18 protein-coding genes are annotated in these 22,532 nt (G+C 46.7%); 10 read left to right on the plus strand and 8 right to left on the minus strand.

What is annotated here, in order from left to right:
* Positions 1-13 precede the first annotated feature (13 nt).
* Complete coding sequence (locus tag R7Z41_RS21515) at positions 14-274, minus strand: DUF2282 domain-containing protein (RefSeq protein WP_005378779.1); 261 nt, start codon at positions 272-274, stop codon at positions 14-16.
* Between the two features lie 281 nt (positions 275-555).
* Here R7Z41_RS21515 and uvrD point away from each other — a divergent pair, with 281 nt between their 5' ends.
* The gene (gene uvrD / locus R7Z41_RS21520) at positions 556-2,730 is read left to right on the plus strand and encodes a DNA helicase II (RefSeq protein WP_005378778.1); all 2,175 of its coding nucleotides are present in this window, start codon (positions 556-558) and stop codon (positions 2,728-2,730) included.
* A gap of 982 nt (positions 2,731-3,712) precedes the next feature.
* On the opposite strand, the gene ggt is transcribed toward uvrD, so the two are convergent.
* The 4 genes from ggt to rarD form a co-directional block, all read right to left on the minus strand.
* Positions 3,713-5,479, minus strand: a complete 1,767-nt coding sequence (gene ggt / locus R7Z41_RS21525; protein WP_225478229.1) for a gamma-glutamyltransferase — start codon at positions 5,477-5,479, stop codon at positions 3,713-3,715.
* A gap of 111 nt (positions 5,480-5,590) precedes the next feature.
* Positions 5,591-6,250: a LysE family translocator gene (locus R7Z41_RS21530; protein ID WP_017633799.1), complete on the minus strand. Its 660-nt coding sequence runs from the start codon at positions 6,248-6,250 to the stop codon at positions 5,591-5,593.
* Between the two features lie 91 nt (positions 6,251-6,341).
* Positions 6,342-7,139, minus strand: coding sequence for an AraC family transcriptional regulator (locus tag R7Z41_RS21535; protein ID WP_158157032.1), 798 nt, complete (start codon positions 7,137-7,139; stop codon positions 6,342-6,344).
* A gap of 73 nt (positions 7,140-7,212) precedes the next feature.
* Complete coding sequence (gene rarD / locus R7Z41_RS21540; protein WP_086047101.1) at positions 7,213-8,130, minus strand: EamA family transporter RarD; 918 nt, start codon at positions 8,128-8,130, stop codon at positions 7,213-7,215.
* A 178-nt stretch (positions 8,131-8,308) separates the two neighbouring features.
* Between rarD and recQ the strand changes: the two genes are divergently transcribed.
* The 3 genes from recQ (at position 8,309) to R7Z41_RS21555 (ending at position 11,367) form a co-directional block, all read left to right on the plus strand.
* Positions 8,309-10,144, plus strand: coding sequence for an ATP-dependent DNA helicase RecQ (gene recQ / locus R7Z41_RS21545; RefSeq protein WP_005451195.1), 1,836 nt, complete (start codon positions 8,309-8,311; stop codon positions 10,142-10,144).
* 8 nt (positions 10,145-10,152) lie between these two features.
* Positions 10,153-10,458 (plus strand): DUF3630 family protein, encoded by a 306-nt coding sequence (locus tag R7Z41_RS21550; RefSeq protein ID WP_005378772.1) that lies wholly within the window; start codon positions 10,153-10,155, stop codon positions 10,456-10,458.
* Positions 10,459-10,692: 234 nt separating this feature from the next.
* Entirely contained in the window at positions 10,693-11,367 is a 675-nt protein-coding gene (locus R7Z41_RS21555) for a 7-cyano-7-deazaguanine/7-aminomethyl-7-deazaguanine transporter (RefSeq protein WP_005378770.1), read from the plus strand.
* A gap of 221 nt (positions 11,368-11,588) precedes the next feature.
* Here the strand turns inward: R7Z41_RS21555 and R7Z41_RS21560 are convergent, their stop codons facing one another.
* The 3 genes from R7Z41_RS21560 to rhlB all read right to left on the minus strand — a co-directional run bounded on the left by R7Z41_RS21560 (position 11,589) and on the right by rhlB (position 16,238).
* On the minus strand, positions 11,589-13,232 hold the full coding sequence (locus R7Z41_RS21560; RefSeq protein ID WP_025768970.1) for a sugar nucleotide-binding protein: 1,644 nt from the start codon (positions 13,230-13,232) through the stop codon (positions 11,589-11,591).
* A gap of 172 nt (positions 13,233-13,404) precedes the next feature.
* Positions 13,405-14,898 carry a guanosine-5'-triphosphate,3'-diphosphate diphosphatase gene (gppA, locus tag R7Z41_RS21565; protein ID WP_005382885.1) on the minus strand — a complete coding sequence of 498 codons (1,494 nt, stop codon included), beginning with the start codon at positions 14,896-14,898 and terminating at the stop codon, positions 13,405-13,407.
* 20 nt (positions 14,899-14,918) lie between these two features.
* A complete protein-coding gene (gene rhlB / locus R7Z41_RS21570; RefSeq protein WP_005378764.1) occupies positions 14,919-16,238 on the minus strand; it encodes an ATP-dependent RNA helicase RhlB in 1,320 nt (439 codons plus the stop codon).
* A 111-nt stretch (positions 16,239-16,349) separates the two neighbouring features.
* On the opposite strand from rhlB, the gene trxA reads away from it, so the two are divergent.
* The 6 genes from trxA (at position 16,350) to fre (ending at position 22,170) form a co-directional block, all read left to right on the plus strand.
* Positions 16,350-16,676 carry a thioredoxin TrxA gene (gene trxA, locus R7Z41_RS21575; protein ID WP_004745500.1) on the plus strand — a complete coding sequence of 109 codons (327 nt, stop codon included), beginning with the start codon at positions 16,350-16,352 and terminating at the stop codon, positions 16,674-16,676.
* Positions 16,677-16,872: 196 nt separating this feature from the next.
* A complete protein-coding gene (gene rho, locus R7Z41_RS21580) occupies positions 16,873-18,132 on the plus strand; it encodes a transcription termination factor Rho (RefSeq protein ID WP_005378757.1) in 1,260 nt (419 codons plus the stop codon).
* Between the two features lie 106 nt (positions 18,133-18,238).
* Entirely contained in the window at positions 18,239-19,231 is a 993-nt protein-coding gene (locus tag R7Z41_RS21585; RefSeq protein ID WP_017821790.1) for a hypothetical protein, read from the plus strand.
* Between the two features lie 91 nt (positions 19,232-19,322).
* A complete protein-coding gene (ubiD, locus tag R7Z41_RS21590) occupies positions 19,323-21,176 on the plus strand; it encodes a 4-hydroxy-3-polyprenylbenzoate decarboxylase (RefSeq protein ID WP_225466755.1) in 1,854 nt (617 codons plus the stop codon).
* Positions 21,173-21,442, plus strand: a complete 270-nt coding sequence (locus tag R7Z41_RS21595; protein WP_009696789.1) for a 2Fe-2S iron-sulfur cluster-binding protein — start codon at positions 21,173-21,175, stop codon at positions 21,440-21,442. The genes ubiD and R7Z41_RS21595 overlap by 4 nt, the downstream gene beginning before the upstream one ends.
* 14 nt (positions 21,443-21,456) lie before the next feature.
* A complete protein-coding gene (gene fre / locus R7Z41_RS21600) occupies positions 21,457-22,170 on the plus strand; it encodes an NAD(P)H-flavin reductase (protein ID WP_005382872.1) in 714 nt (237 codons plus the stop codon).
* Positions 22,171-22,532 lie beyond the last annotated feature (362 nt).

Raw genomic sequence — 22,532 nt, forward strand, 5'->3', positions numbered from 1 at the left:
TAGCGATAAAAGATTATGAAGAAGAAGTGCTACCGCCAGCGAGTTTGTCACAAAGACCTTTTGGTACGACTACGAATGCGTCTTTTTGGTTATCTTCTTTAGAAGTACCAGCGCATGAGCTGCTTTTTGTTGCACAGTCGTTTTTACCTGCTTTAGAAACGCCATAGCACTTTTCTTTTTCAGCAGCGACAGCTGGAGCTGCAGTTAGCATTGTGCCACCAAGAGCTAGAAGACCAGTAACAGCAGCAGTAACAGCTAGATTCGACTTTTTCATAATAAATTCCTCTGAATGATTTCCTTTACTTTAAGTTGGCAAGATGAATCACCTGTTTTGGCGTTTTTGTTATCAACTTGCTTAACTTAAAAGATAGGAAACTGGCTAAAAAACTTTCAGAAAAATTTCCGAAGTAAATGGGTTTGTGGGGTCAAATAGATATAACTAATTGATGTGTTGGGCAAAAAAACATCGATTTTTTTATCAAGTTTTGTCTAAACAGCACCCGGTTGTTTAGGTTATAATCGGTTTTTATGTATAAATAACCAGTAGCTCTCATCATGATGGATCCATCTCTATTACTCGACGGTTTGAACGATAAACAACGTGAAGCCGTTGCAGCACCTCTAGAAAACTTGCTCGTTCTTGCTGGCGCAGGAAGTGGTAAGACACGCGTTCTTGTTCACCGTATCGCTTGGCTGATGTCGGTCGAGCAAGCTTCTCCGTTTTCAATCATGTCGGTAACCTTTACCAATAAGGCGGCGGCAGAGATGCGTGGACGTATCGAAGAGCTAATGATGGGCAGTGCAGGCGGTATGTGGAATGGTACTTTCCACGGAATTTGTCACCGTATTCTGCGTGCACACTATCTTGATGCGAAGCTACCGGAAGATTTCCAAATCATCGACAGTGACGACCAACAGCGTCTGCTAAAGCGTTTGATCAAAGCGCAAAACCTCGATGAGAAGCAATGGCCAGCACGCCAAGTGGCATGGTGGATTAACGGCAAGAAAGACGAAGGTCTGCGCCCGTCGCACATTGATGCGTACCATGATCCAGTAACCAAGACATATCTGCAGTTGTACACCGCTTACCAAGAAGCGTGTGATCGTGCTGGTTTAGTCGATTTTGCGGAAATCTTGCTGCGCGCACATGAGCTACTGCGTGATAACAAGTTCGTCCGTGAACACTACCAAGCACGCTTTAAGCATATCTTGGTGGACGAGTTCCAAGATACCAACAACATTCAATATGCTTGGCTACGTATGATGGCGGGTCCTGAGTGTCACGTGATGATCGTAGGTGATGACGACCAGTCGATTTATGGTTGGCGTGGTGCAAAAGTCGAGAATATTGAGAAGTTTACGCTCGAATTCCCAAGCGTAAATACCATTCGTCTTGAGCAAAACTACCGTTCAACCAAGACCATTCTGGAAGCATCTAACACCCTGATTGCGAATAACACCGAGCGTATGGGTAAAGAGTTGTGGACGGATGGCGTGGTCGGTGAGCCTATCTCGGTTTACAGCGCTTACAACGAATTAGATGAAGCCCGTTTTGCGGTGAACAAAATCAAAGAGTGGCAAGACAAGGGCGGTGCTCTGAATGACGCTGCGATGCTTTACCGTAACAACGCCCAGTCGCGTGTTCTGGAAGAAGCGTTAATTCAAGCCGGTCTGCCTTACCGTATCTACGGCGGCATGCGATTCTTCGAACGTCAGGAAATCAAAGATGCCTTGAGCTACATGCGTCTGATTGCCAACCGTAACGATGATGCGGCGTTTGAACGTGTGGTGAATACGCCAACGCGTGGTTTGGGCGATAAGACGCTTGAAACCATCCGCTTTGCGGCTCGTGATCGTGGTTGCACCATGTGGGAAGCGAGTGTGGCAATGTTGGACGAGAAGGTGCTTGCTGGTCGCGCTGCTGGTGCTCTGAGCCGTTTTATCGAGCTTGTCACCGCGCTAGAAGACGACACCTTAGAGATGCCGCTGCATCACCAAACTGACCATGTGATTAAATACTCGGGCTTGTTCGCTATGTACGAGCAAGAGAAGGGCGAAAAGTCTAAGGCACGTATTGAGAACTTGGAGGAATTGGTGACCGCAACTCGCCAATTCGAGAAACCAGAAGAAGCCGAAGACATGTCACTGCTGACGGCATTCCTAACCCACGCAGCACTAGAAGCGGGCGAAGGACAAGCGGACGAATTTGAAGATGCGGTTCAGCTCATGACATTACACAGTGCGAAAGGTCTAGAGTTTCCATTGGTGTTTATGGTCGGTGTGGAAGAAGGCATGTTCCCAAGCCAAATGTCGGCAGAAGAAGCAGGGCGCTTAGAAGAAGAACGCCGTCTGTGTTACGTAGGCATGACCCGTGCGATGCAGAAACTGTACATCACTTATGCTGAAATGCGTCGTTTGTACGGTCAGGATAAATACCATAAACCGTCTCGCTTTATCCGTGAACTGCCAGAAACTTGTTTAGATGAAGTACGAATGAAGGCGCAAGTTAGCCGTCCTTCAAGCAGTGGTCGATTTAGCCAAACTGTTGTGAAAGAGAGCTTTAATGAAACCGGCTTTACGCTAGGTTCTCGTGTGATGCATCCAAAGTTTGGTGAAGGCACCATCATCAACTTCGAAGGCAGTGGTCCACAAAGCCGTGTACAGATTGCCTTTAACGGTGAAGGCATCAAATGGTTGGTAACTGCTTACGCACGACTAGAGAAACTGTAAGGCTTGACCAAAACTCATACCAATCGTAGTAAATAACTGGTCATTCTAGCTTGTTAAAATACTCGATAACTGCGTTGCAATTTTTGATTGTAGAATAACTACTTATCGAAAAATTGCGCCTTGTTCTCAAGCATTTTCCCTACGCTATTTCTGATCACTTATTTACTGTGATTGGTATCATCAACTTAAGAGCTGCTTCGGCGGCTCTTTTTGTTTGTGCAGTTTTGGTGTCGCTAACGCAGTAAAAAATGGAATGATAAATGGAGTACAAAAGCGCGACTTAACGATGCCGTTTGAAGTGAAAGGTGGGCGTTGTGGGTGAATGCCTGTTTTCAGCAGATCTACTGAGAAAAACTTTAGGCAAAGAAAAACCCCGAGGGCTTGCGCCCATCGGGGTTATAGTCTTACTCGCAGCAATCCAGCTACTAAGAGTGCTCCATGCATCTAATCCATGATAGTGTGCTGAATCCGTCAGCTTAATCCTTACGTCGCCTTCCTAGCGGTGTCCTTAGTGACCTTATCCTGGTCTGCTAACTATCCTCGTTAGCTCTCATCACTTGTTCCCTGAGCGGTGTCCCTGACATCATCCTGATGTTCAAATCCTTGCCTCGTCCAGAGGTGTCCATTTCCCGTCCTTAGTAGCAACCATCCTAGTCACTATTGATTCCGTTCAATGTCCAATTTTGCAATCCATGCCCGACTATTCATCCTGAATAACCGTTTCTTCTTCCTGAAGTTCACCAAGTCCGTGGTGTTTCCTGTTCCGTGTCAGCATCCTTCCGACAGGTTTAATATTACGTGTTTAACGATTTCCAACAACGGGCTAATCTCACATTTTTTAACTCTCTTAGCGTTCAAAAAAGATACATGAGTATTAAATTCAATGGCTTATGCGCTTTGCTGTACGGTTTTACCATTAAAAAAGAGAGGTTTGCTCAACCCTTTGTGAGAGATCTCGCACAAGGGGTCGAGCGAAAGACTCTTACTGCCCGATAGCGGCACCTTCACGTCTTGGATCCGCAGCGCCTTCAAGACCGTCTTTTGTTATGCGTATCGCATGCAGACCAGAGTTCAAATCCCGAACATCGGTTTTAAAACCCATCTTCTCCAGAGCTGGCTGTAAGCCCTCTGCGGCGGTACCTTGCTCAATATCTAAGGTGCCAAAACGGTTCAGCAATCGTGGCTGATTAATCGCGCTTTGGATGTCCATATCCCATTGCGTGTGGGCGATAATGGCTTGTGCGACGTAACCAATAATGCGGCTACCACCCGGTGAGCCAATAGCCATGTAAGGTTTGTCATCCTTCATCAAAATGGTCGGTGCCATGGAGGAGCGTGGGCGTTTTCCCGGTTCTAAGCGGTTCGCGATTGGCACACCATCTTGATGCGTGCGGAAAGAGAAATCGGTCAGTTCGTTGTTGAGCAAGAAGCCACGCACCATCAAGCGTGAGCCAAAGGCGTTCTCGATGGTTGTTGTCATTGAAACCACATTGCCTTGCTTATCGACGATATTGAAATGGCTGGTGGAAGGCAACTCGATCGATTGGTCCATGCTTAAGTTCATCGCGTGCGACCAAGGAGGGTTGCCGGCTTCAACCTTACTCAAGGCTTTACCGACTTGAATGAGCTCAGCACGTTGTTTGAGATAATCTTTATCAAGCAAGCCTTCGGTTGGCATTGGCACATAATCTTGGTCAGCCATGTACTTACCGCGATCCGCAAACGCAAGGCGCGATGCATCGGCGATCACTTGCCATGATTTTGCGCTTTCGGCTCCCCAACCTTTAAGATCGTATTGCTCGGTGATCGCGAGAATCTGTCCAACCGTCAATGCGCCAGAGCTAGGTGGTCCCATGCCGCAGATGTCATAGCTTTGGTAAGCCGCACAAACCGGTTCACGTTGCTTGATTTGGAACGCATCAAAGTCAGGTTGTGCCAATACGCCAGGATTGCCCGGTGCATTTTGTACGGTCTTGATGATGTCTGTGGCGATATCGCCTTGATAGAAAGCTTTTGCCCCTTGCTCTGCAATTGCCGTCAGAGTTTGCGCGTATTCAGGGTTCTTCAACAACGTGCCTTCGGCTTTTGGTGAGCCATCTGGATTGAAGAAGTAAGCCTTAGTCGCAGGGAAGCGAGATAGGCGCTTGGCATCTTTTTCAATCAGACTCGCGAGGCGAGGACTAACTTCGAAACCTTGTTCAGCCAAGGTAATTACGGGTTGGATGATCTTTTTCCATTCCAACTTGCCGTATTTCTGGTGCGTGTCCCACAGCAGTTTCACTGTACCAGGAGTGGCAACGGAGCGCCCGCCGACAACCGCATCGTAAAATTGTAGGGGTTGTCCTTTTTCGTCTAAAAAGAGTTTCGGCGTCGCGGCGAGCGGTGCGGTTTCGCGTCCATCATACGTAGTCAGTTTTTGTTTCTCACTGTCCCAATACACTAAGAAGGCACCGCCACCAATACCTGATGATTGCGGCTCTACCAAGCCCAGCATCAATTGTACGGCAACCATGGCATCAATAGCATTGCCCCCTTGTGCAAGAACATCCGCCCCGGCTTGGGTTGCAATTGGGTTAGCAGCGGTAACCATATAATCTTTCGCTTTGACCAGTTGTTTTTGCTCGAAGCCAGTGCTGTGCTCCGGCGCAACCGCATCTGCTGCTTGGTTAGCAAAGGTTGGGGTAGATAAGACGAGTGGGGAAGTAAGAAAAAGACCCGTGGTCACGAGTCGGTTGAACGTCCAATGCATGATGACTCTCCATGTTGCCAGTTTTGTGCTTTGAGCTTGGCAGTTATGGAGAGTCACGTCGAGTCAGCAATCTTAGAAATGTCGATTGTGCTACGCTTTTAAATCAGTACTTTATCCGATAAAAGTATTGATAGTTTGGTATAGAATACTGCCGCCCACTAGAGTAAATACCACGCCGCATAGACCGTCGATGTAGATACCCGCTTGTTGCAATTTACGCTGTAAGCGCTGTGTCGACAGCATCCATGCAAGGCTAGAGAACCAGAATAGCGACAAGCCAAACAGGATGACCAGTGCAATACCTTTGCCAGTAATCGACATACCTGCTGGGACTAAACTCGACATCAAACTGACAAAGAACACCAGGGCTTTTGGGTTAAGAATGTTGGTCGCAAACCCTTTAGCAAACGCTTGACGCTTATTGCTGATCACTAGGTTATTTTGCTTCTTAGGTTGATCCGTCTGTGGGTTTTGGATCATCGAGATCACGGCACGCAATGCGCCAATTCCTAAGTAGAGCAGGTAACTACCACCGAGCAGTTGTACCACGGAATACAGCACTGGGTGCTGGTGGACGACAAAACTCACACCTGTCAGGCTGAACAAAGAGTGCAGCAAAATACCGACGGACAATCCCAACGCAATGTACAAGCCAGTTTGACGACCATGACGCGTCGCATTTTGTACGACCAGCGCAAAGTCCGGACCTGGACTCATTAGGGCAATAAAGTGAATGCTGGCGAGTGTCAGCAATATGGTGGATTCATTCATAACACATCTCAAATTTAACCAATGCGGCTATTGTCGTGGTAAGTCACCTGTGGCGCTTGTAAAAAACTGACAGCTTTCTCGGTAAATGAAATTAACGAGCCACTTGAGAAGGGGAAACGCCGTAGGTCTGTTTAAACGCTTTGCTGAAATGCGCTTGATCGTAGAAACCGATCTGGTGGGCGACGTCGGTACCACATTGACCAGCTTGCAGTAACTTCATGCCTTGTTCAAGGCGCAGGCGTGCGAACCACGCATAAGGCGTCATGCCGGTTTGCGCTTTAAAGTGGCGCTGGAACTGAGTTGGGCTCAGTTGGCACAGCTCTGAAAGTGAATCCAAACGCACCGCTTGGTCAAGGTTAGCCATTAGATAATCTTTTAACGTCCCAAGCGATTGGTTTCCTAGCGGCACCACTTTTTGTCGCTCAAGCGATCCGTAGCGATCAAAAAGTTGGTTAAATCCTTCAAAAGGAAGGCAATCTTTAGTGAGTTGGCTGAGGTTTTCACGACGAAGTAGCCCGTGTAAGTTACTAAGTTGTGAAAATATCTGGGGATCCGAGATGATCAGTTCGTTGAAGTGTATTATTTGACCGTTTTTCTTAAGATCGGCTAGATCGCTCAATAGGTGAGGTTCGATCGCAAACACATTCACTTCGTAGCCACTCTCGAGCTTAGATTGCCCGTCGTGCAGCTCATCCGGCGGCATAATCACAATTTGCCCGTGACCAACTTGGTGGTTGTTACCTTGATATTGGAACTTCTGCGCACCATGCGTGATCAGGCCGAGATGAAAATCCAGATGGTAATGCCTTTGAAAAGCAAATTTCTGGTATTTCGCCTCTATTAGACTCAAGTTGTCATGGTCGGTTGCGTAGTACTGAATATGTTCCATTAAACAAAAAAAAGCTTGGTCACATTATGACCAAGCTTATCTGGCAATTTCTAACTTGTCTTGTAAAAAACGATCACTGTGGCTGAACGATTCGGCGTGAGCGACGGTTATTACGTAATCCATCAAAGCTAAACACGACTAGTGCTCCCCAAATAAAGACGAAAGTGATCGCTTTATCCATGGTAAAGGGTTCGCCATACATCAATACTGCAAGTAAAAACATTAAGCTTGGGCCTATATATTGGAAAAAGCCCAAAGTCGATAATTTGAGTCTTGTTGCTGCACCCGTAAAGCACAGCAGTGGCAGGGTTGTTATAACCCCAGCTGCGATCAACAAACTATTTAACGTAAGTGGATTCGTAAACATATTTGAGGTTGGTGTATCGGCAATAAAAAGCAAATAAACAGCGGCCACCGGCAGCAGAAGTAATGTCTCGATAAACAAGCCAGTTTTTGCATCGACACTGACTTTCTTTCTTAATAAGCCATAAAAGCCGAAGCTCATTGCTAACGCCATCGCAACAACAGGTACGGAGCCAAATACAATCAGTTGAACGAGTACGCCACAACCTGCCAATACAACCGCGAACCACTGTAATTTACGCAGTCTCTCTCCCAAAAATACCATCCCAAGTAAGACGTTGATCAGTGGGTTAATGTAATAACCTAAGCTGGCGTCGAGCATATGATTCGAGTTTACCGCCCAAATGAAAATCAACCAATTGCCGCCAATTAACATGGAACTTGCGATCAGGTAAGCGATTTTCTTTTTGTCTTTCGCGATGTGGTAAGCCGAGCGCCAGTGACGGCCAAAATGGAGGAGTGCAGCAAGCAAAAAGAAAGACCATATCACTCGGTGGCTGAGAATTTCCAAAGGAGATACTTGTGCGATGGACTTAAAGTACATCGGCGCAATGCCCCACATGGTATACGCGCCAATCGCTAGCAAGATGCCTTGCCGCGCGCGTTGTTGTTCGTCTTCTGGTGTCATGAAGTGTCACCTAATTGTGTGTTTTATAGAGCAGAAAATCAGTATACGAGTCGTGATGCGAAACACCTAACAATTTGCGGTTTTATTCACCATGAAACCCCATTACAATGTGCCCTCACTTTGTGTGCCAGTGGTATGCATAAGCACCTCTTTTTTAAGACCCAATCTGAGACTTTTCATGACCTCTACCTTGTTAGCCGAACAATCAGACTCGCCTGTAACGCCTCAACGTGTGTTGGAGGATGTGTTTGGTTACCAAGAGTTCCGTGATGGTCAGCAGTTGGTGATTGATGCTGCGGTAGAAGGTCGCGACAGCTTAGTTATCCTGCCTACTGGTGGCGGTAAGTCGCTGTGTTATCAAATCCCTGCTTTGGTTCGCTCTGGTATTACTTTGGTGATTTCTCCGCTTATTTCGCTGATGAAAGACCAAGTGGACCAGCTTAAAGCCAACGGTGTAGCGGCTGAATGCATTAACTCGACCATGCCTCGTGAAGAACTGCTCAGCGTATATAACCGCATGCACACTGGTCATCTTAAGTTGGTGTACGTCTCACCAGAACGCGTATTGATGCGTGATTTCATTGAGCGCTTGGAAAACTTGCCGCTATCGATGATTGCTGTCGATGAAGCGCACTGTATTTCCCAGTGGGGACACGATTTTCGGCCAGAATACGCCGCGCTTGGTCAGCTTAAGCAGCAGTTTTCCCATGTGCCATTTATGGCGCTGACGGCGACAGCAGATGACGCAACGCGCCGAGATATTCTTGAACGCCTGCAACTGAATAATCCAGAGGTTTACCTAGGCAGCTTCGACCGTCCCAACATTCGCTACAACTTAGTTGAGAAGCACAAGCCGGTTTCGCAAATCGTTCGTTATCTTGAAACCCAAAAGGGGAATTGCGGCATCATCTATTGTGGTAGCCGTAAGAAAGTTGAGATGGTGACCGAGAAGCTGTGCAACAACCACATTCGTGCTGCTGGTTATCACGCAGGTATGGATGCCGATGAGCGCGCTTACGTTCAAGAAGCTTTCCAACGCGATGATATCCAGATCGTGGTGGCGACCGTGGCATTCGGTATGGGCATCAACAAACCAAACGTGCGTTTTGTGGTTCACTTTGATATCCCGCGCAATATCGAATCCTACTATCAGGAAACCGGTCGTGCAGGGCGTGATGGTTTGCCTGCCGAAGCGATGATGTTGTATGACCCGGCGGACATCAGTTGGCTGCGTCGTATGTTGGATGAGAAAGACGATGGTCCACAGAAGCAGGTGGAAACCCATAAACTGAATGCGATGAGTGCCTTTGCTGAGGCGCAAACCTGTCGTCGTCAGGTGCTATTGAATTACTTTGGTGAGTATCGTGAGAAGCCATGTGGCAACTGTGATATTTGCTTAGATCCACCGAAACACTTTGATGCCACGGAAGAAGCGCGTAAGGCGTTGTCTTGTGTGTACCGAGTGAATCAGAGCTTTGGTATGGGCTACGTGGTAGAAGTGCTACGTGGCATGCAAAACATTCGTGTACGTGAAAACGGTCACGATAAGATTTCTACCTACGCGATAGGGCGCGATCACAGCCACGATTACTGGGTGAGTATCTTCCGTCAGTTAATCCACAAAGGGCTGTTGTTCCAAAACATCACGCGTAACTCAACGTTGCAACTTACCGAAGAGGCGCGTCCGTTGTTGCGTGGCGATGTGACTCTAGAGTTAGCGGTTCCGCGTTTAGACACCGCAGCACGTGCGGCGAAATCAGATAAACTGACCAGCAAGAACTACGACAAAAAGCTGTTTGCTAAGTTACGTAAGCTGCGTAAGTCGATTGCTGATGAAGATGGTTTGCCACCATACGTGGTCTTCAGTGACGCAACTTTGATTGATATGGCGGAAATTCTGCCAACGTCTTACGGCGAAATGCTGGCAGTCAGCGGCGTTGGTCAGCGCAAACTGGAGAAGTACGCCGACCCATTCCTCGATTTGATTCAAGAACACATTACTCACCACGGATAAGGAACCAGATGCAAAAGGAATTTGGCTTAGCGGACTATATGGCACAAGAAGGGCGCTTAATCATTACTGCGCCGAGCTTTGACCTTGATAGCTTTCCTGCCTTAGGCGAGCGTTTAGTCGGACTGCTTTCTGCTACTGTGGTGGAAAAGCAATGGGATGCAGACATTCACTCTTGGCTGATTGACTTTGAAGGTTGCCGACTGTTTATGAAGGCAGAGCATTACAGCGAAGCGATTTGGTTTGAAGCGTTAGCGATTGAAGAGAGCAGGGAAGAGTTGGATTATCTTGCAGGGTTGTTCCAACGCGGCTTCTAAAAATAGAGTTTTTCTTGAAAGGGTGTTTCACATGAAACACCCTTTTTTATGCTTAAACGTTTGCGTCAAACAGACGACTTGCGGCGAAAAGTGGTTAATGTATAATCGCCCACCGCTTCGCTCAGAATGAGCCAAGCCAGTTTATTTTTCATTTTACATTGTTGGTAAGAGCCACTTTATTCAGTGACTCGATTTGGGTTCCCTCACCCCCAAACCAAACTAAAAAGGTATCGCATGAGTAACTTTACCCCTGCGCAGCAGCGCAACGCCCTTATCTATCTGGTTCTATTCCACCTAGTCATTATTGCATCTAGCAATTACCTAGTTCAGCTACCGTTTACTATTTTCGGTTTCCATACCACTTGGGGCGCATTCACTTTCCCATTTATATTCCTAGCGACTGACTTAACTGTGCGTATTTTCGGTGCTCAGTTGGCGCGTAAGATTATCTTCTTAGTGATGTTGCCTGCTTTGGCAGTGTCTTACTTCTTATCGGTGGTGTTCTTCGAAGGTCAATTCCAAGGTTTTGGTCACTTAGGGGAATTTAACTTATTCGTTGCTCGTATCGCGATTGCTAGCTTCATGGCGTACCTACTTGGTCAGATCATGGATGTGCATGTGTTCAACCGCCTACGCCAAATGAAGCAATGGTGGGTGGCACCAACGTGTTCAACGCTTTTCGGTAATGCACTTGATACCATCGCTTTCTTCGCCATTGCGTTCTACCAAAGTCCAGATCCATTCATGGCGGAGCATTGGACGGAAATCGCGCTGGTGGATTACGGCTTCAAACTGATTATTAGTCTTGGTTTGTTCGTTCCTATGTACGGCGTATTACTGAATTACCTCATCAAGAAGCTGACTGCGGTGAACCCTGACTTTAAGGTGACGACAAGCGTTCAGTCTTAATATCAGTGGGAACCCCGAAAGCCGCTTGCTCAAATCAAGCGGCTTTTTTGTGCCTGTTTACTTGGGTTTAGAGCGTTTTGTACAGCGTAGGGAGTAATTAGATCATGGGTGTCCAAAAGCTCCCTAAGCTGTACGAAGGTAAAAATGAGCAATAAAAAGGTCCCGAGTGAGACCTTTTAATCGAAGATACGGAACGTAGAGGAAGCTCGCTGGTGAAATGGCTAACAGAGCATCTTCTCAATCAAAATGGCTTTTTGCGCATCGAAGGCGCCAAGTTGCAGGCCGTTATCCCAGCTGATGCTTTGATTGAACATCGCCAACATCAAACCGACACTGCGTTGATTGGCGTCCTGCCAGCAATCAGACTCGCTGTACTCTCCATCATTTATCGCGTTGCCATTAACGAGAATGGGCTCGAAACGCCATTTTTCTCCGACACGGTAGTAGCCTTTGCTGGTTAAGGTCTGGTTGGATTGAATCGTTAGATTGTGCTCGATGCCCGGTTCACCTGTTAGTTCAAATACAAACCTTAGCTGGTGGTCGTCACATTGCAGCTCAACGATCAGTTGGCCGTTTTCCTCAACCAGTGTTGATTGAGAGTAGTCTCCGAAGCAATGCAGCAACCAAGAAATAGGGTGGCTAGCTGTCTCAAGAAACCACTCTTTGAGCGTGAAGGTGCCTGGTAGATTAACTTGGGTGACTAGATTGACCACACAAGGTTGGGTTTGCGAGGCGAGCCACTTCTCTATCGTCTTGGCGGTATTAAGCTGAGCAAAGGCGTAATTAACCAATAGGTTGGAGTTCGGTTGCTGCCAGTGAGTGATGTCGGAATTCAATCCCACCAATGGCTTTTCACAAATTAGCTTGGTTGAACCTAACTTCTTAATTATCTCTGCATGAGTATGCGCAGGTGTCGCGATTGTCACTACATCAAGTTGCTTGAGTGCGCTGATGTTCGTTTCTGCCTTTGGGATTGCTTCTTCACTGCACGCTTGCTGAAGCGGTTCTATTTGGTTGGCGCATAACGTTGTGACCGATACACCATTGTTTCGATAGTGGGGAATGTGCGTGCGTCCCCAGTTGATTCCTATGATGCCGGCTTGCTGGATTTGCTCTGGTTTGTTGAAACGTTCACTCAATGGCGGCAAGGCAATTCGTTCATCGGTTAGACGTTGGTCATGGTGATAGTCATTGCTTGGCAGCACTTGCCATGGCTTGTTGTAATGCTGTTTGAGTGCACAAACGAGTTCGTAGAAATTCCACTTATCCTTTAAGTTGCTATCAAGATGGTATAAACCGGCTTCGTTCCGCTCAATAAGCTGCAAAAAGGCGAGTGCAGTATCGTCCATATGAGAAGTCGCGGGATACCAAGCTGTGCTAGCGGTAATAACGCCGTACTCTTCATGTTGGCGGTCGAGATGCGCCAACATGTTATTGCCTTCTGCTTGGTGATGGAGCTGCCAACCAATTCGAGCAACCATCGCATCTGGATTTGCTTGCCAGATTGCATCTTCACAACGAACTTTGTATTTGCCGTAATCATCTTGGGTGTTTCTTTCTTCAAAGATGCCATAAGGCCCGTTTTTTGTGGCATCAAATACCATTGCTGTGCTGACAAAGAGGTAAGGAATATTATGGCGTTTGCAGTGCTCACCAAGCCACGCTGCCCACGCTTCACTCCCCATCGCCATATGGCACACCGCATCAATGTGGTGCTGCTGCCAAAATTGCTCACTTTGCTGTAGATCATCCGGCGGGATTTGATGGTGATTCCATTCCAATACATTCCAGCCGCGAAGTTGGAACTGATGAGCAACTATAGGGGCGAGAGTGCCAGTTAAGCCAGTCATTAAAACGGTTTTCATTATGGTGCATCTTGGTTGGCTAAATCGTGTTTATCAATAAAGCATGGCTGTTTTTCGATGTAGAGCGGAGAAGCTGAGATTTTTGCTGGGCAGCACGTTTTGTAGGGGAAATAGAAGCAAAAAAGCCCAAGCGAACGCCTGGGCTTTAGTATTGTAAGGCAGTGATATTCGCTTATTTTGCTACGATATTTAATGGCCAGCCGATGTCTGTCTGACGGTTGGATTCAATTTCCAACTCAGCCGCAGTCAGTGGGTTTTTCTCTAGCCATTGCGCATCAATGTGTAACGTTAGATTGTCGCCTTCAACCGTTAGAGTCACATTTGGCTCTAGATCAGGATTGCGACGATGGCTGAGCAGAACCGCAAGACGCAACAATCTCAATACTCGTTTTGCACTCGAGCCTGATAATGCATGCTGCTCAGGTAAAGAAGTGAGTTGTTCGCGATAGCGACGAGCCACTTCACCAATAAAGAACTTCTGCGCGCGCGTGTAACCAGGCAGATCCAAATTCTGCAGCAAGTAAGCACTATGCTCTCCGCCTTTTTTGAAATCGATAGTTAAACCAATTTCATGCAGTTTTGCGGCGGTCTCGAGTAATATCTTGCCCTGAGGCTCTGTAATCCACTCATCGCCCCCAGCTTGCTGTAAAAGCGTGTGTGCCAGAGTAGCGACTTGTTCGCCGTATTGGTGATCGAGCTGATAGCGATTTTGTACGCTAGCGATAGTGCGGGCACGAATGTCTTCTTGACGAAGCTCTTCAACCATCTCATACACTAAGCCTTCGCGTAGTGCGCCGCCAGCGAGTGTCATAGCATCGATTTCAAGCAATTCAAAAACGGCAATCAAAATAGAGAGGCCACTAGGGAACACTAATGCCCGCTCAAGTGTTAAGCCTTCAATATCGAGCTCTTCTAAATGGTCGGCCAACATGGCTTGCTTCTGTAGACGCTTGAGTTTGGAGTGAGTGATTACTTCGTCCATGCCTTGCGCCAGCATTATCTCTTGCAATGCCTGAACAGTGCCTGATGCACCAACACACACATCCCAACCAATTTCTGTATAACGTTCTAAAATCGGCTGGATGGTCTGTTTCGCTCCTTCAATTGCCGCGTCAAAGTTACGAGCATTCAATTGGCGATCTTTAAAGAAGTTTTCAAGCCAAGTCACGCAGCCCATTTTTAAGCTGGTCAGTGCTTTGGCTTCGAAACCTTCACCGATAATCAGTTCGGTACTTGCTCCACCGATATCGACTACAAGGCGACGACCACTACCGCCAGAGGTGTGAGCGACACCTTTATAGATAGTGGCAGCTTCTTCTTCACCAGTAATCACTTCGATAGGCTGGCCTAGAATTTGGTTAGCCTTTTCTAAAAACACATCTACATTGGTCGCGGTACGTAATGTTGCTGTACCGACGATGCGAATGTTTTGTTTAGGAATGTCCTGCAAGCGTTCCGCAAATAGACTTAAGCAGTCCCATCCTCGCTGCATAGCTTCCATACTAAGAGAATTATGTTCATCTAAGCCCGCTGCTAGACGAACTTTGCGCTTAATTTTAGCCATTGTTTGAACGCTGCCATCGATGTGACGCACAACGAGCATGTGAAAACTGTTCGACCCGAGGTCGATGGCGGCATATAGCGGTGATGATCCTGCTTGACTCATAAAACGAACTCAGTTTCCTATTACGATTGTTTTGGTGCCGATTGACGCGGTTGGCGTGGACGACGTCCCTGCGGCTTACGGTTACCAGAACCAGAGCGGGTACCGCCAGTATTCGTGCGGCGCTGTTGGTTGCGTGGTGCACGCATACGAATCGGAGCCGGTAGATCTTGAATCAGTGCCGACGAATCGTACTCTGAAACTGGGATTGTGTGCTCAATGTATTCTTCGATTGCTGGTAGGTTAACCGCGTACTCTTCACAAGCAAAACTGATCGAATGACCGCTCGCACCAGCGCGACCAGTACGGCCAATACGGTGAACATAATCTTCACAGTCGTCAGGAAGGTCGTAGTTGAAAACGTGCGTTACCTGAGGAATATGCAGGCCACGCGCTGCAACGTCAGTTGCAACTAAGATGTCGACATCACCTTTGGTGAATTGCTCAAGAATCTTCTCACGCTTCTTCTGCGGTACATCGCCAGTAAGAAGGCCTACACGATGTCCATCGGCAGCCAAATGACCCCAAACCGATTCACACTTATGCTTGGTATTGGCAAAAATGATAGCGCGATCTGGCCACTCTTCTTCAATTAGTGTTTGAAGCAGCGCCATTTTGTCTTCATTCGAAGGATAGAAAAGCTCTTCCTGGATACGGTGGCCAGTTTTTTGTTCTGGTTCGACAACGACATGCTCAGGAGTATTCATGTGTTCGAATGCCAGTTCTTGAACGCGGTAAGACAGCGTTGCTGAGAACAGCATGTTCAAACGCTCTTTTGGCTCAGGCATACGACGGAACAAGAAGCGAATGTCTTTAATAAAGCCAAGATCGAACATGCGGTCGGCTTCGTCCAGAACAACAGCTTGAATGTTGTTGAGGTTAAATACGCGCTGTTTGTAGAAATCGATGATACGGCCTGTTGTTCCGATCAGAATATCTACGCCGTCTTGCAGTTTCGCAAGTTGCTTGTCGTAGCTTTCACCACCGTAAGCTAGAGCGGTTTTTAGACCTGTGCTTTCAGTTAATGATTCTGCATCATTGTAAATCTGAATAGCGAGCTCACGTGTTGGCGCCATAATAATTGCGCGTGGCTGTGTAGGCTTACGACCTTCATGTTCCGGAGTCGTCAGAAGGTGGTTGAACGTAGCAGTAAGAAACGCGAGCGTTTTACCAGTACCCGTTTGGGCCTGGCCTGCGATGTCTTGGCCGGTGAGCAGGACCGGCAACGCCAAGGCTTGGATAGGGGTACAAAATTCGAACCCTTTTTTGTCCAATCCTTCAATAACTTGGGGCTTTAAGCCCAAATCGGCGAACTTTTGCTCTGTGATATGCGTCTTTTTCATGGCTATAGAATATCAGCTAAAGCTTGCAATACGAAAGTAAATACATTCCAATAGGGCATCTAATTACTGGTTATCATCCAACCAGTTTCGAAAAACACATTGGAGTGGAAGATGAGTGATAAGATTTTGCAGCTAACTGATGACGGTTTTGAAAACGATGTAATCAACGCTGCAGGCCCGGTTCTAGTGGATTTTTGGGCAGAATGGTGTGGTCCTTGTAAAATGATCGCTCCTATTTTGGACGAAATCGCAGACGAGTACGAAGGCAAACTCACTATCGGTAAACTAAACATCGACCATAACGCAGGTACACCACCTAAGTTTGGTATTCGCGGCATTCCAACGCTATTACTATTTAAAGATGGTAACGTAGCGGCAACGAAAGTAGGTGCTCTGTCTAAAACTCAACTAAAAGAGTTCCTAGACGCAAACTTATAATCACCAAGTGATTACAGATAAAACCGTGCAAAGTTACAATGCACGGTTTTGTTTTTCTAACTCTGGACTAGAATACTAATTAGTGCTAACTTATCGCGCGTTAATTGAACAAATTTCTCTTCTTGGTCGATCCTGAGACCAAATCCATCTTAACTAGAAAACAGATCTTATTTTGACTAAACAAGAATCCACCACCATGAACCTTACCGAACTGAAGAACAGACCTGTGTCTGACCTTGTAAAACTGGGCGAAAGCTTAGGATTAGAGAACCTAGCTCGCTTAAGAAAACAAGACATCATCTTCGCGATTTTAAAAGCGCACGCTAAAGGCGGCGAAGACATCTTTGGCGATGGGGTTCTGGAAATTCTGCAAGACGGCTTTGGTTTCCTACGCAGTGCAGATAGTTCATACCTTGCGGGTCCGGACGATATCTACGTATCACCAAGTCAGATTCGTCGCTTTAACCTACGTACTGGTGACTCTATCGCTGGCAAAATTCGTCCACCAAAAGACGGTGAACGTTACTTTGCGCTTCTAAAAGTCAATACCGTTAACGACGATAAACCAGACAACGCCCGTAACAAGATCCTATTTGAAAACCTTACCCCTCTACATGCGAATGAGCGCATGGTTATGGAGCGTGGTAACGGTTCAACAGAAGACATTACAGCACGTGTTTTAGACTTGGCATCTCCAATCGGTAAAGGTCAACGTGGTCTGATTGTTGCTCCGCCTAAAGCGGGTAAAACAATGCTTCTGCAAAACATCGCGCAAAGCATCGCGTACAACCACCCAGAGTGTGAGTTGATGGTTCTTCTTATCGACGAACGTCCAGAAGAAGTAACCGAGATGCAACGCCTAGTTAAAGGTGAAGTGGTTGCGTCGACTTTCGATGAGCCAGCATCTCGTCACGTACAAGTAGCGGAAATGGTAATCGAGAAGGCAAAACGTCTTGTTGAACATAAGAAAGACGTAGTTATCTTGCTTGACTCTATCACTCGTCTAGCTCGTGCTTACAACACCGTAGTGCCTTCATCAGGTAAAGTACTAACTGGTGGTGTGGATGCAAACGCATTACATCGTCCTAAGCGTTTCTTCGGTGCTGCACGTAACGTAGAAGAAGGCGGCAGCCTAACTATCATCGCAACGGCACTAGTAGATACTGGTTCTAAAATGGATGAAGTTATCTACGAAGAGTTCAAGGGTACAGGTAACATGGAACTGCACTTGAACCGTAAGATTGCTGAGAAGCGTGTATTCCCTGCGATTGACTTCAACCGCTCAGGTACACGTCGTGAAGAGCTACTGACGAAGACTGACGAACTACAGAAGATGTGGATTCTGCGTAAGATCGTTCACCCAATGGGTGAAATCGACGCAATGGAATTCCTAATCGATAAGCTAGCGATGACGAAGACCAACGATGAGTTCTTCGATGCGATGCGTCGTCAATAATCTCAAATAAGTGATTCTGCGAAAAGCCACTGTATATCGGTGGCTTTTTTATTGCTTTCTCCCGATAGAAGTATCAGAATGAAGGAAATGTTATCGGGAGGTTAACATGCAACAAGGAATGTTGTCGTCATTACTCCTGAGCTTGTCACTTATCACTCTACCTGCGACATTATCTGCCAAGGAAATGCATGAGTCTGTAGTAGAGCAGTGGCTTCAGGATACTCAAATACAGGCTAAAGTCTCTGAACTGCTTGATTACGCTGTCAGAGATGAAGTCGACTCGCTTAAATTTGCCCTTGATCGACTTGCTTTGCCTCAACAAGAGGTGGTGCGCTTTCAATTGTTGGAAAAGCTTGAAAAGCAAGATGTGATTCTCACGCCTCGAATGGCTCTGTTTGTTGAGTCCCAGATCCGTATGACCCCGACTTATCAAGTGTTAGAGCGAGGTGATGGGTATGAATTTAGTGTACCCGCTTTTAACTTTCCCGTTATTGCGAGTCGCTTGATTAAGCGTTGGAAACAAGACCAAAGTACCTTGGACTTTGTCTTACAAGCTGAACGAAGAGAGCTTAACTTAAAGCAATGGCTTACAGGGCCATCTCAACAAGCTCAAGCGCGTGAAGCGCTTTTGATTCGAGAGTTAGACAGCTTATCACCCAATGCGCTTGCTGCATTAACGGCCCAGTTAACCAAAGCAAATGTGACCAGTTGGTTACCCTCGACGGCCGTGATAGTCAGGTTGGCACAAGTTAGTCAGGATGAGGAAGTGTACAACTTACTCTGGCGGATGAAAGCCGATTACAACAGCCAGTCCGAACTTGAGCGTTTAGCTGCGGTTGGAGACGTTTTTTCCATTCAGCAATTGATGAATGCCACAGTTAACCCATCACTCAAGCCAGAAGCTATTAGTCTACTTACAAAATCTAACCCTCTATCTCCGCAAGTAAAGCAGTTTCTAGTTAGAAAAATGGCGTTATCAGAAGAAGCAACCATGGTTGCTCGAGAGCTTGCTCAACAAGGGCATCAAACCTGGTTGGAAGAGTTAGTATCTTCGAACCATCAGATAAAGACTCGGCAGATTGAACAAGTATTAAAGTAATCTTGCTCACATACCCACACAAAATAGGAGGATCTTAGCGTCCTCCTATTTGTTATACTGCGGACAGTTTAATCAGCCAGCATGAAGGCCTATGAGTTTTAAGGATTTACGCGAATTTATCGACCACCTAGAACAGAAAGGTCGACTTAAACGCATCACTCACCCTGTTGATCCCGCTTATGAAATGACAGAAATCAGCGACCGCACCTTGCGTGCTGGTGGACCTGCGCTGTTGTTTGAGAACCCAATCGGCTACGACGTACCTGTTTTGACTAACCTGTTTGGTACACCAGAGCGTGTCGCAATCGGTATGGGACGTGAAGATGTTAAAGAATTAAGAGAAGTCGGTAAGCTGCTGGCTTATTTAAAAGAACCTGAGCCACCAAAAGGCTTCAAAGACGCTTTAGAAAAACTGCCTGTGTTCAAACAAGTATTGAACATGCCGGCTAAGCGTTTACGTAAAGCACCATGCCAAGACATTGTTTGGCAAGGTGATGAAGTCGACTTGGATAAAATTCCGGTAATGAGCTGCTGGGCAGAAGATGTAGCGCCGCTGCTTACTTGGGGCTTAACCGTAACCAAAGGTCCAAATAAGAAACGTCAGAACCTAGGCATTTACCGTCAGCAGAAAATTGCCAAGAACAAAATCATCATGCGTTGGTTAGCCCATCGTGGTGGTGCGCTTGATCTGCGCGATTGGATGGAAACCAACCCAGGTAAACCTTTCCCAGTTTCGGTCGCGTTTGGTGCAGACCCAGCAACCATTCTTGGCGCAGTAACACCAGTGCCAGATACGCTATCGGAATACGCATTTGCAGGTTTGTTGCGTGGAAGCAAAACGGAAGTCGTGAAGTCAGTCAGTAATGATTTGGAAGTGCCAGCGAGCGCGGAAATCGTGATGGAAGGCTATATCGACCCGAACGAGTTTGCTGATGAAGGTCCTTACGGTGACCATACTGGCTACTATAACGAAAAAGAAAAGCACCACGTATTTACTATTACGCACATTACTATGCGTAAAGACCCTATTTATCACAGCACCTACACAGGTCGTCCGCCAGATGAACCAGCTGTATTGGGTGTGGCATTAAACGAAGTGTTTGTGCCGATTCTGCAAAAGCAATTCCCAGAGATTGAAGACTTCTATCTTCCGCCAGAAGGTTGTTCGTACCGAATGGCCGTCGTCACCATGAAGAAGCAGTACCCAGGACATGCCAAGCGCGTAATGATGGGCGTGTGGTCTTTCTTACGTCAATTCATGTATACCAAGTTTGTTATTGTGTGCGATGAATCGGTAAACGCACGAGATTGGAATGATGTCGTGAAAGCCATGTCAGAGCATATGGACCCTGTGCGTGATACCTTGATGATAGATAACACGCCAATCGACTCGCTCGACTTTGCTTCACCTGTGGTTGGGCTTGGCTCCAAAATGGGCTTGGATGCGACCATTAAATGGGATGCCGAGCTGGCGACGCGAACCGAGGTCACTGAGCGAGACAGCAAAGCGATTACCGAAGCAGAACTAAATGAGTTGAAACAGCAACGCCCTGAGATTGTTGACGTCTATCTACCGGCTACAGCAAACAACCAATTTGCTGTCGTGACTATGAAGAAAGACCAAGCTGGTCAATCCCAAGAATTGATGGAACACATATGGGGCTTCTTTGCTCAGTACACGGATAACAAATTCATCATTTTGTGCGACGATGACGTTAATGCACGAGATTGGAATGACATCATTTGGGCGGTGACAACTCGAATGGACCCAGATAGAGACACGATTCAAGTGCTTGGTAAGACTGAGAGTTCATCCAAATTAGGACTGGATGCGACCAACAAGTTCGAATCTGAAGTCACGCGCGAGTGGGGTACGCCTATCAAAAAAGATCCTAAACTTGTGGCTAAAGTCGATGAGATTTGGGACCAGTTAGGTATTCTATGAGTCATCAAGTCCACCTTCTACCAATGGACGTTACATTCCAAGTAAAAGAAGGGGAGACGGTGTTGGAAGCTGCGCTCAACAACAATATTCGCTTCCCACACCGTTGCCAAGTTGGCGCTTGCGCCATGTGCATGTGTAAAAAGCTAACGGGCGAGGTGAGCTATCACCTCGAACCTATGCTAACCGAAAAAGAGCAACAGCAAGGTTGGATATTCCCTTGCCAAGCCTATACAGAAAGTAATTTAGTGCTTACTTTTGACGAGTAAGCGAGAGGAACACCATGACCATCCAATGTAAAGTAAAGTCTATTCAGCCGTTAGCTTGTAATACTTACCAAATCCTTCTTCATCCAGAATCACCAGTGCCTTTTAAAGCGGGTCAGTACCTAATGGTGGTGATGGGTGAAAAAGACAAACGTCCTTTCTCTATCGCAAGCAGCCCTTGTCGTCATGAAGGTGAACTTGAACTGCACATCGGTGCGGCGGAACACAACGCTTATGCACAAGAAGTTGTCGAAGCAATGCAAGCGGCGCTTGAAACTGATGGTCAGATTGAAATTGATGCGCCACATGGCGATGCTTGGGTTCAAGAAGAAAGCGAACGCCCATTATTATTAATTGCTGGTGGTACAGGCTTCAGTTACGTTCGCTCGATTCTGGATCACTGCGTAGCGCAGAATAAAACCAATCCTATCTATTTATATTGGGGGGCGCGCGATAACTGCCAGCTTTATGCTAAAGACGAACTGGTCGAGATTGCCGACAAGTTTGCCAATGTTCACTTTGTGCCAGTAGTAGAAGAAGCTCCTGCAGACTGGCAAGGTAAAGTTGGTAACGTGCTACAAGCTGTAGCTGAAGATTTCGAAAGCTTAGAAAACTACGATATCTATATTGCAGGTCGTTTTGAAATGGCTGGCGCAGCACGTGAACAGTTCACTCAGAACAAGAAAGCGAAGAGTGAACGTATGTTCGCAGACGCGTACGCATTCATTTAAATACGGCTTTTGAGGCAGAAAAAGAGGGTTTTTTACCCTCTTTTTTGCTTTTTTGATGAAATAGTCATCGAATAGTCAGTTTTTTCCATTTTTTTTCAAAAAAGGGTTGCGAACGGATCTGAGTTCCCTATAATGCGCATCCACCGACACGGCAGACGCGATAAGGCTTCAGCAGGGTCGGAGAGGTGAAAGCTTCTGAGAAAATAAATTGAAAAAAGTGTTTGACACTCTCAATTATCTCGTTAGAATGCACCTCCGCTTTGAGAGAAAAACTTCTCGCAAAGCAAGCTCTTTAACAATATAGACCTATCAATCTGTGTGGGCACTCGTTGATGATAATCCAATTAGAAGCTTCGGCTTCA

This window comes from Vibrio sp. 1457 (assembly GCF_033340195.1).
GTDB lineage: Bacteria > Pseudomonadota > Gammaproteobacteria > Enterobacterales > Vibrionaceae > Vibrio > Vibrio alginolyticus.

Excerpts from the sequence above, each read along its gene's own strand:
- R7Z41_RS21515 (WP_005378779.1), bottom strand. The coding sequence starts at position 274 with ATGAAAAAGTCGAATCTAGCTGTTACTGCTGCTGTTACTGGTCTTCTA.
- uvrD (WP_005378778.1), top strand. The coding sequence starts at position 556 with ATGATGGATCCATCTCTATTACTCGACGGTTTGAACGATAAACAACGT.
- ggt (WP_225478229.1), bottom strand. The coding sequence starts at position 5,479 with ATGCATTGGACGTTCAACCGACTCGTGACCACGGGTCTTTTTCTTACT.
- R7Z41_RS21530 (WP_017633799.1), bottom strand. The coding sequence starts at position 6,250 with ATGAATGAATCCACCATATTGCTGACACTCGCCAGCATTCACTTTATT.
- R7Z41_RS21535 (WP_158157032.1), bottom strand. The coding sequence starts at position 7,139 with ATGGAACATATTCAGTACTACGCAACCGACCATGACAACTTGAGTCTA.
- rarD (WP_086047101.1), bottom strand. The coding sequence starts at position 8,130 with ATGACACCAGAAGACGAACAACAACGCGCGCGGCAAGGCATCTTGCTA.
- recQ (WP_005451195.1), top strand. The coding sequence starts at position 8,309 with ATGACCTCTACCTTGTTAGCCGAACAATCAGACTCGCCTGTAACGCCT.
- R7Z41_RS21550 (WP_005378772.1), top strand. The coding sequence starts at position 10,153 with ATGCAAAAGGAATTTGGCTTAGCGGACTATATGGCACAAGAAGGGCGC.
- R7Z41_RS21555 (WP_005378770.1), top strand. The coding sequence starts at position 10,693 with ATGAGTAACTTTACCCCTGCGCAGCAGCGCAACGCCCTTATCTATCTG.
- R7Z41_RS21560 (WP_025768970.1), bottom strand. The coding sequence starts at position 13,232 with ATGAAAACCGTTTTAATGACTGGCTTAACTGGCACTCTCGCCCCTATA.
- gppA (WP_005382885.1), bottom strand. The coding sequence starts at position 14,898 with ATGAGTCAAGCAGGATCATCACCGCTATATGCCGCCATCGACCTCGGG.
- rhlB (WP_005378764.1), bottom strand. The coding sequence starts at position 16,238 with ATGAAAAAGACGCATATCACAGAGCAAAAGTTCGCCGATTTGGGCTTA.
- trxA (WP_004745500.1), top strand. The coding sequence starts at position 16,350 with ATGAGTGATAAGATTTTGCAGCTAACTGATGACGGTTTTGAAAACGAT.
- rho (WP_005378757.1), top strand. The coding sequence starts at position 16,873 with ATGAACCTTACCGAACTGAAGAACAGACCTGTGTCTGACCTTGTAAAA.
- R7Z41_RS21585 (WP_017821790.1), top strand. The coding sequence starts at position 18,239 with ATGCAACAAGGAATGTTGTCGTCATTACTCCTGAGCTTGTCACTTATC.
- ubiD (WP_225466755.1), top strand. The coding sequence starts at position 19,323 with ATGAGTTTTAAGGATTTACGCGAATTTATCGACCACCTAGAACAGAAA.
- R7Z41_RS21595 (WP_009696789.1), top strand. The coding sequence starts at position 21,173 with ATGAGTCATCAAGTCCACCTTCTACCAATGGACGTTACATTCCAAGTA.
- fre (WP_005382872.1), top strand. The coding sequence starts at position 21,457 with ATGACCATCCAATGTAAAGTAAAGTCTATTCAGCCGTTAGCTTGTAAT.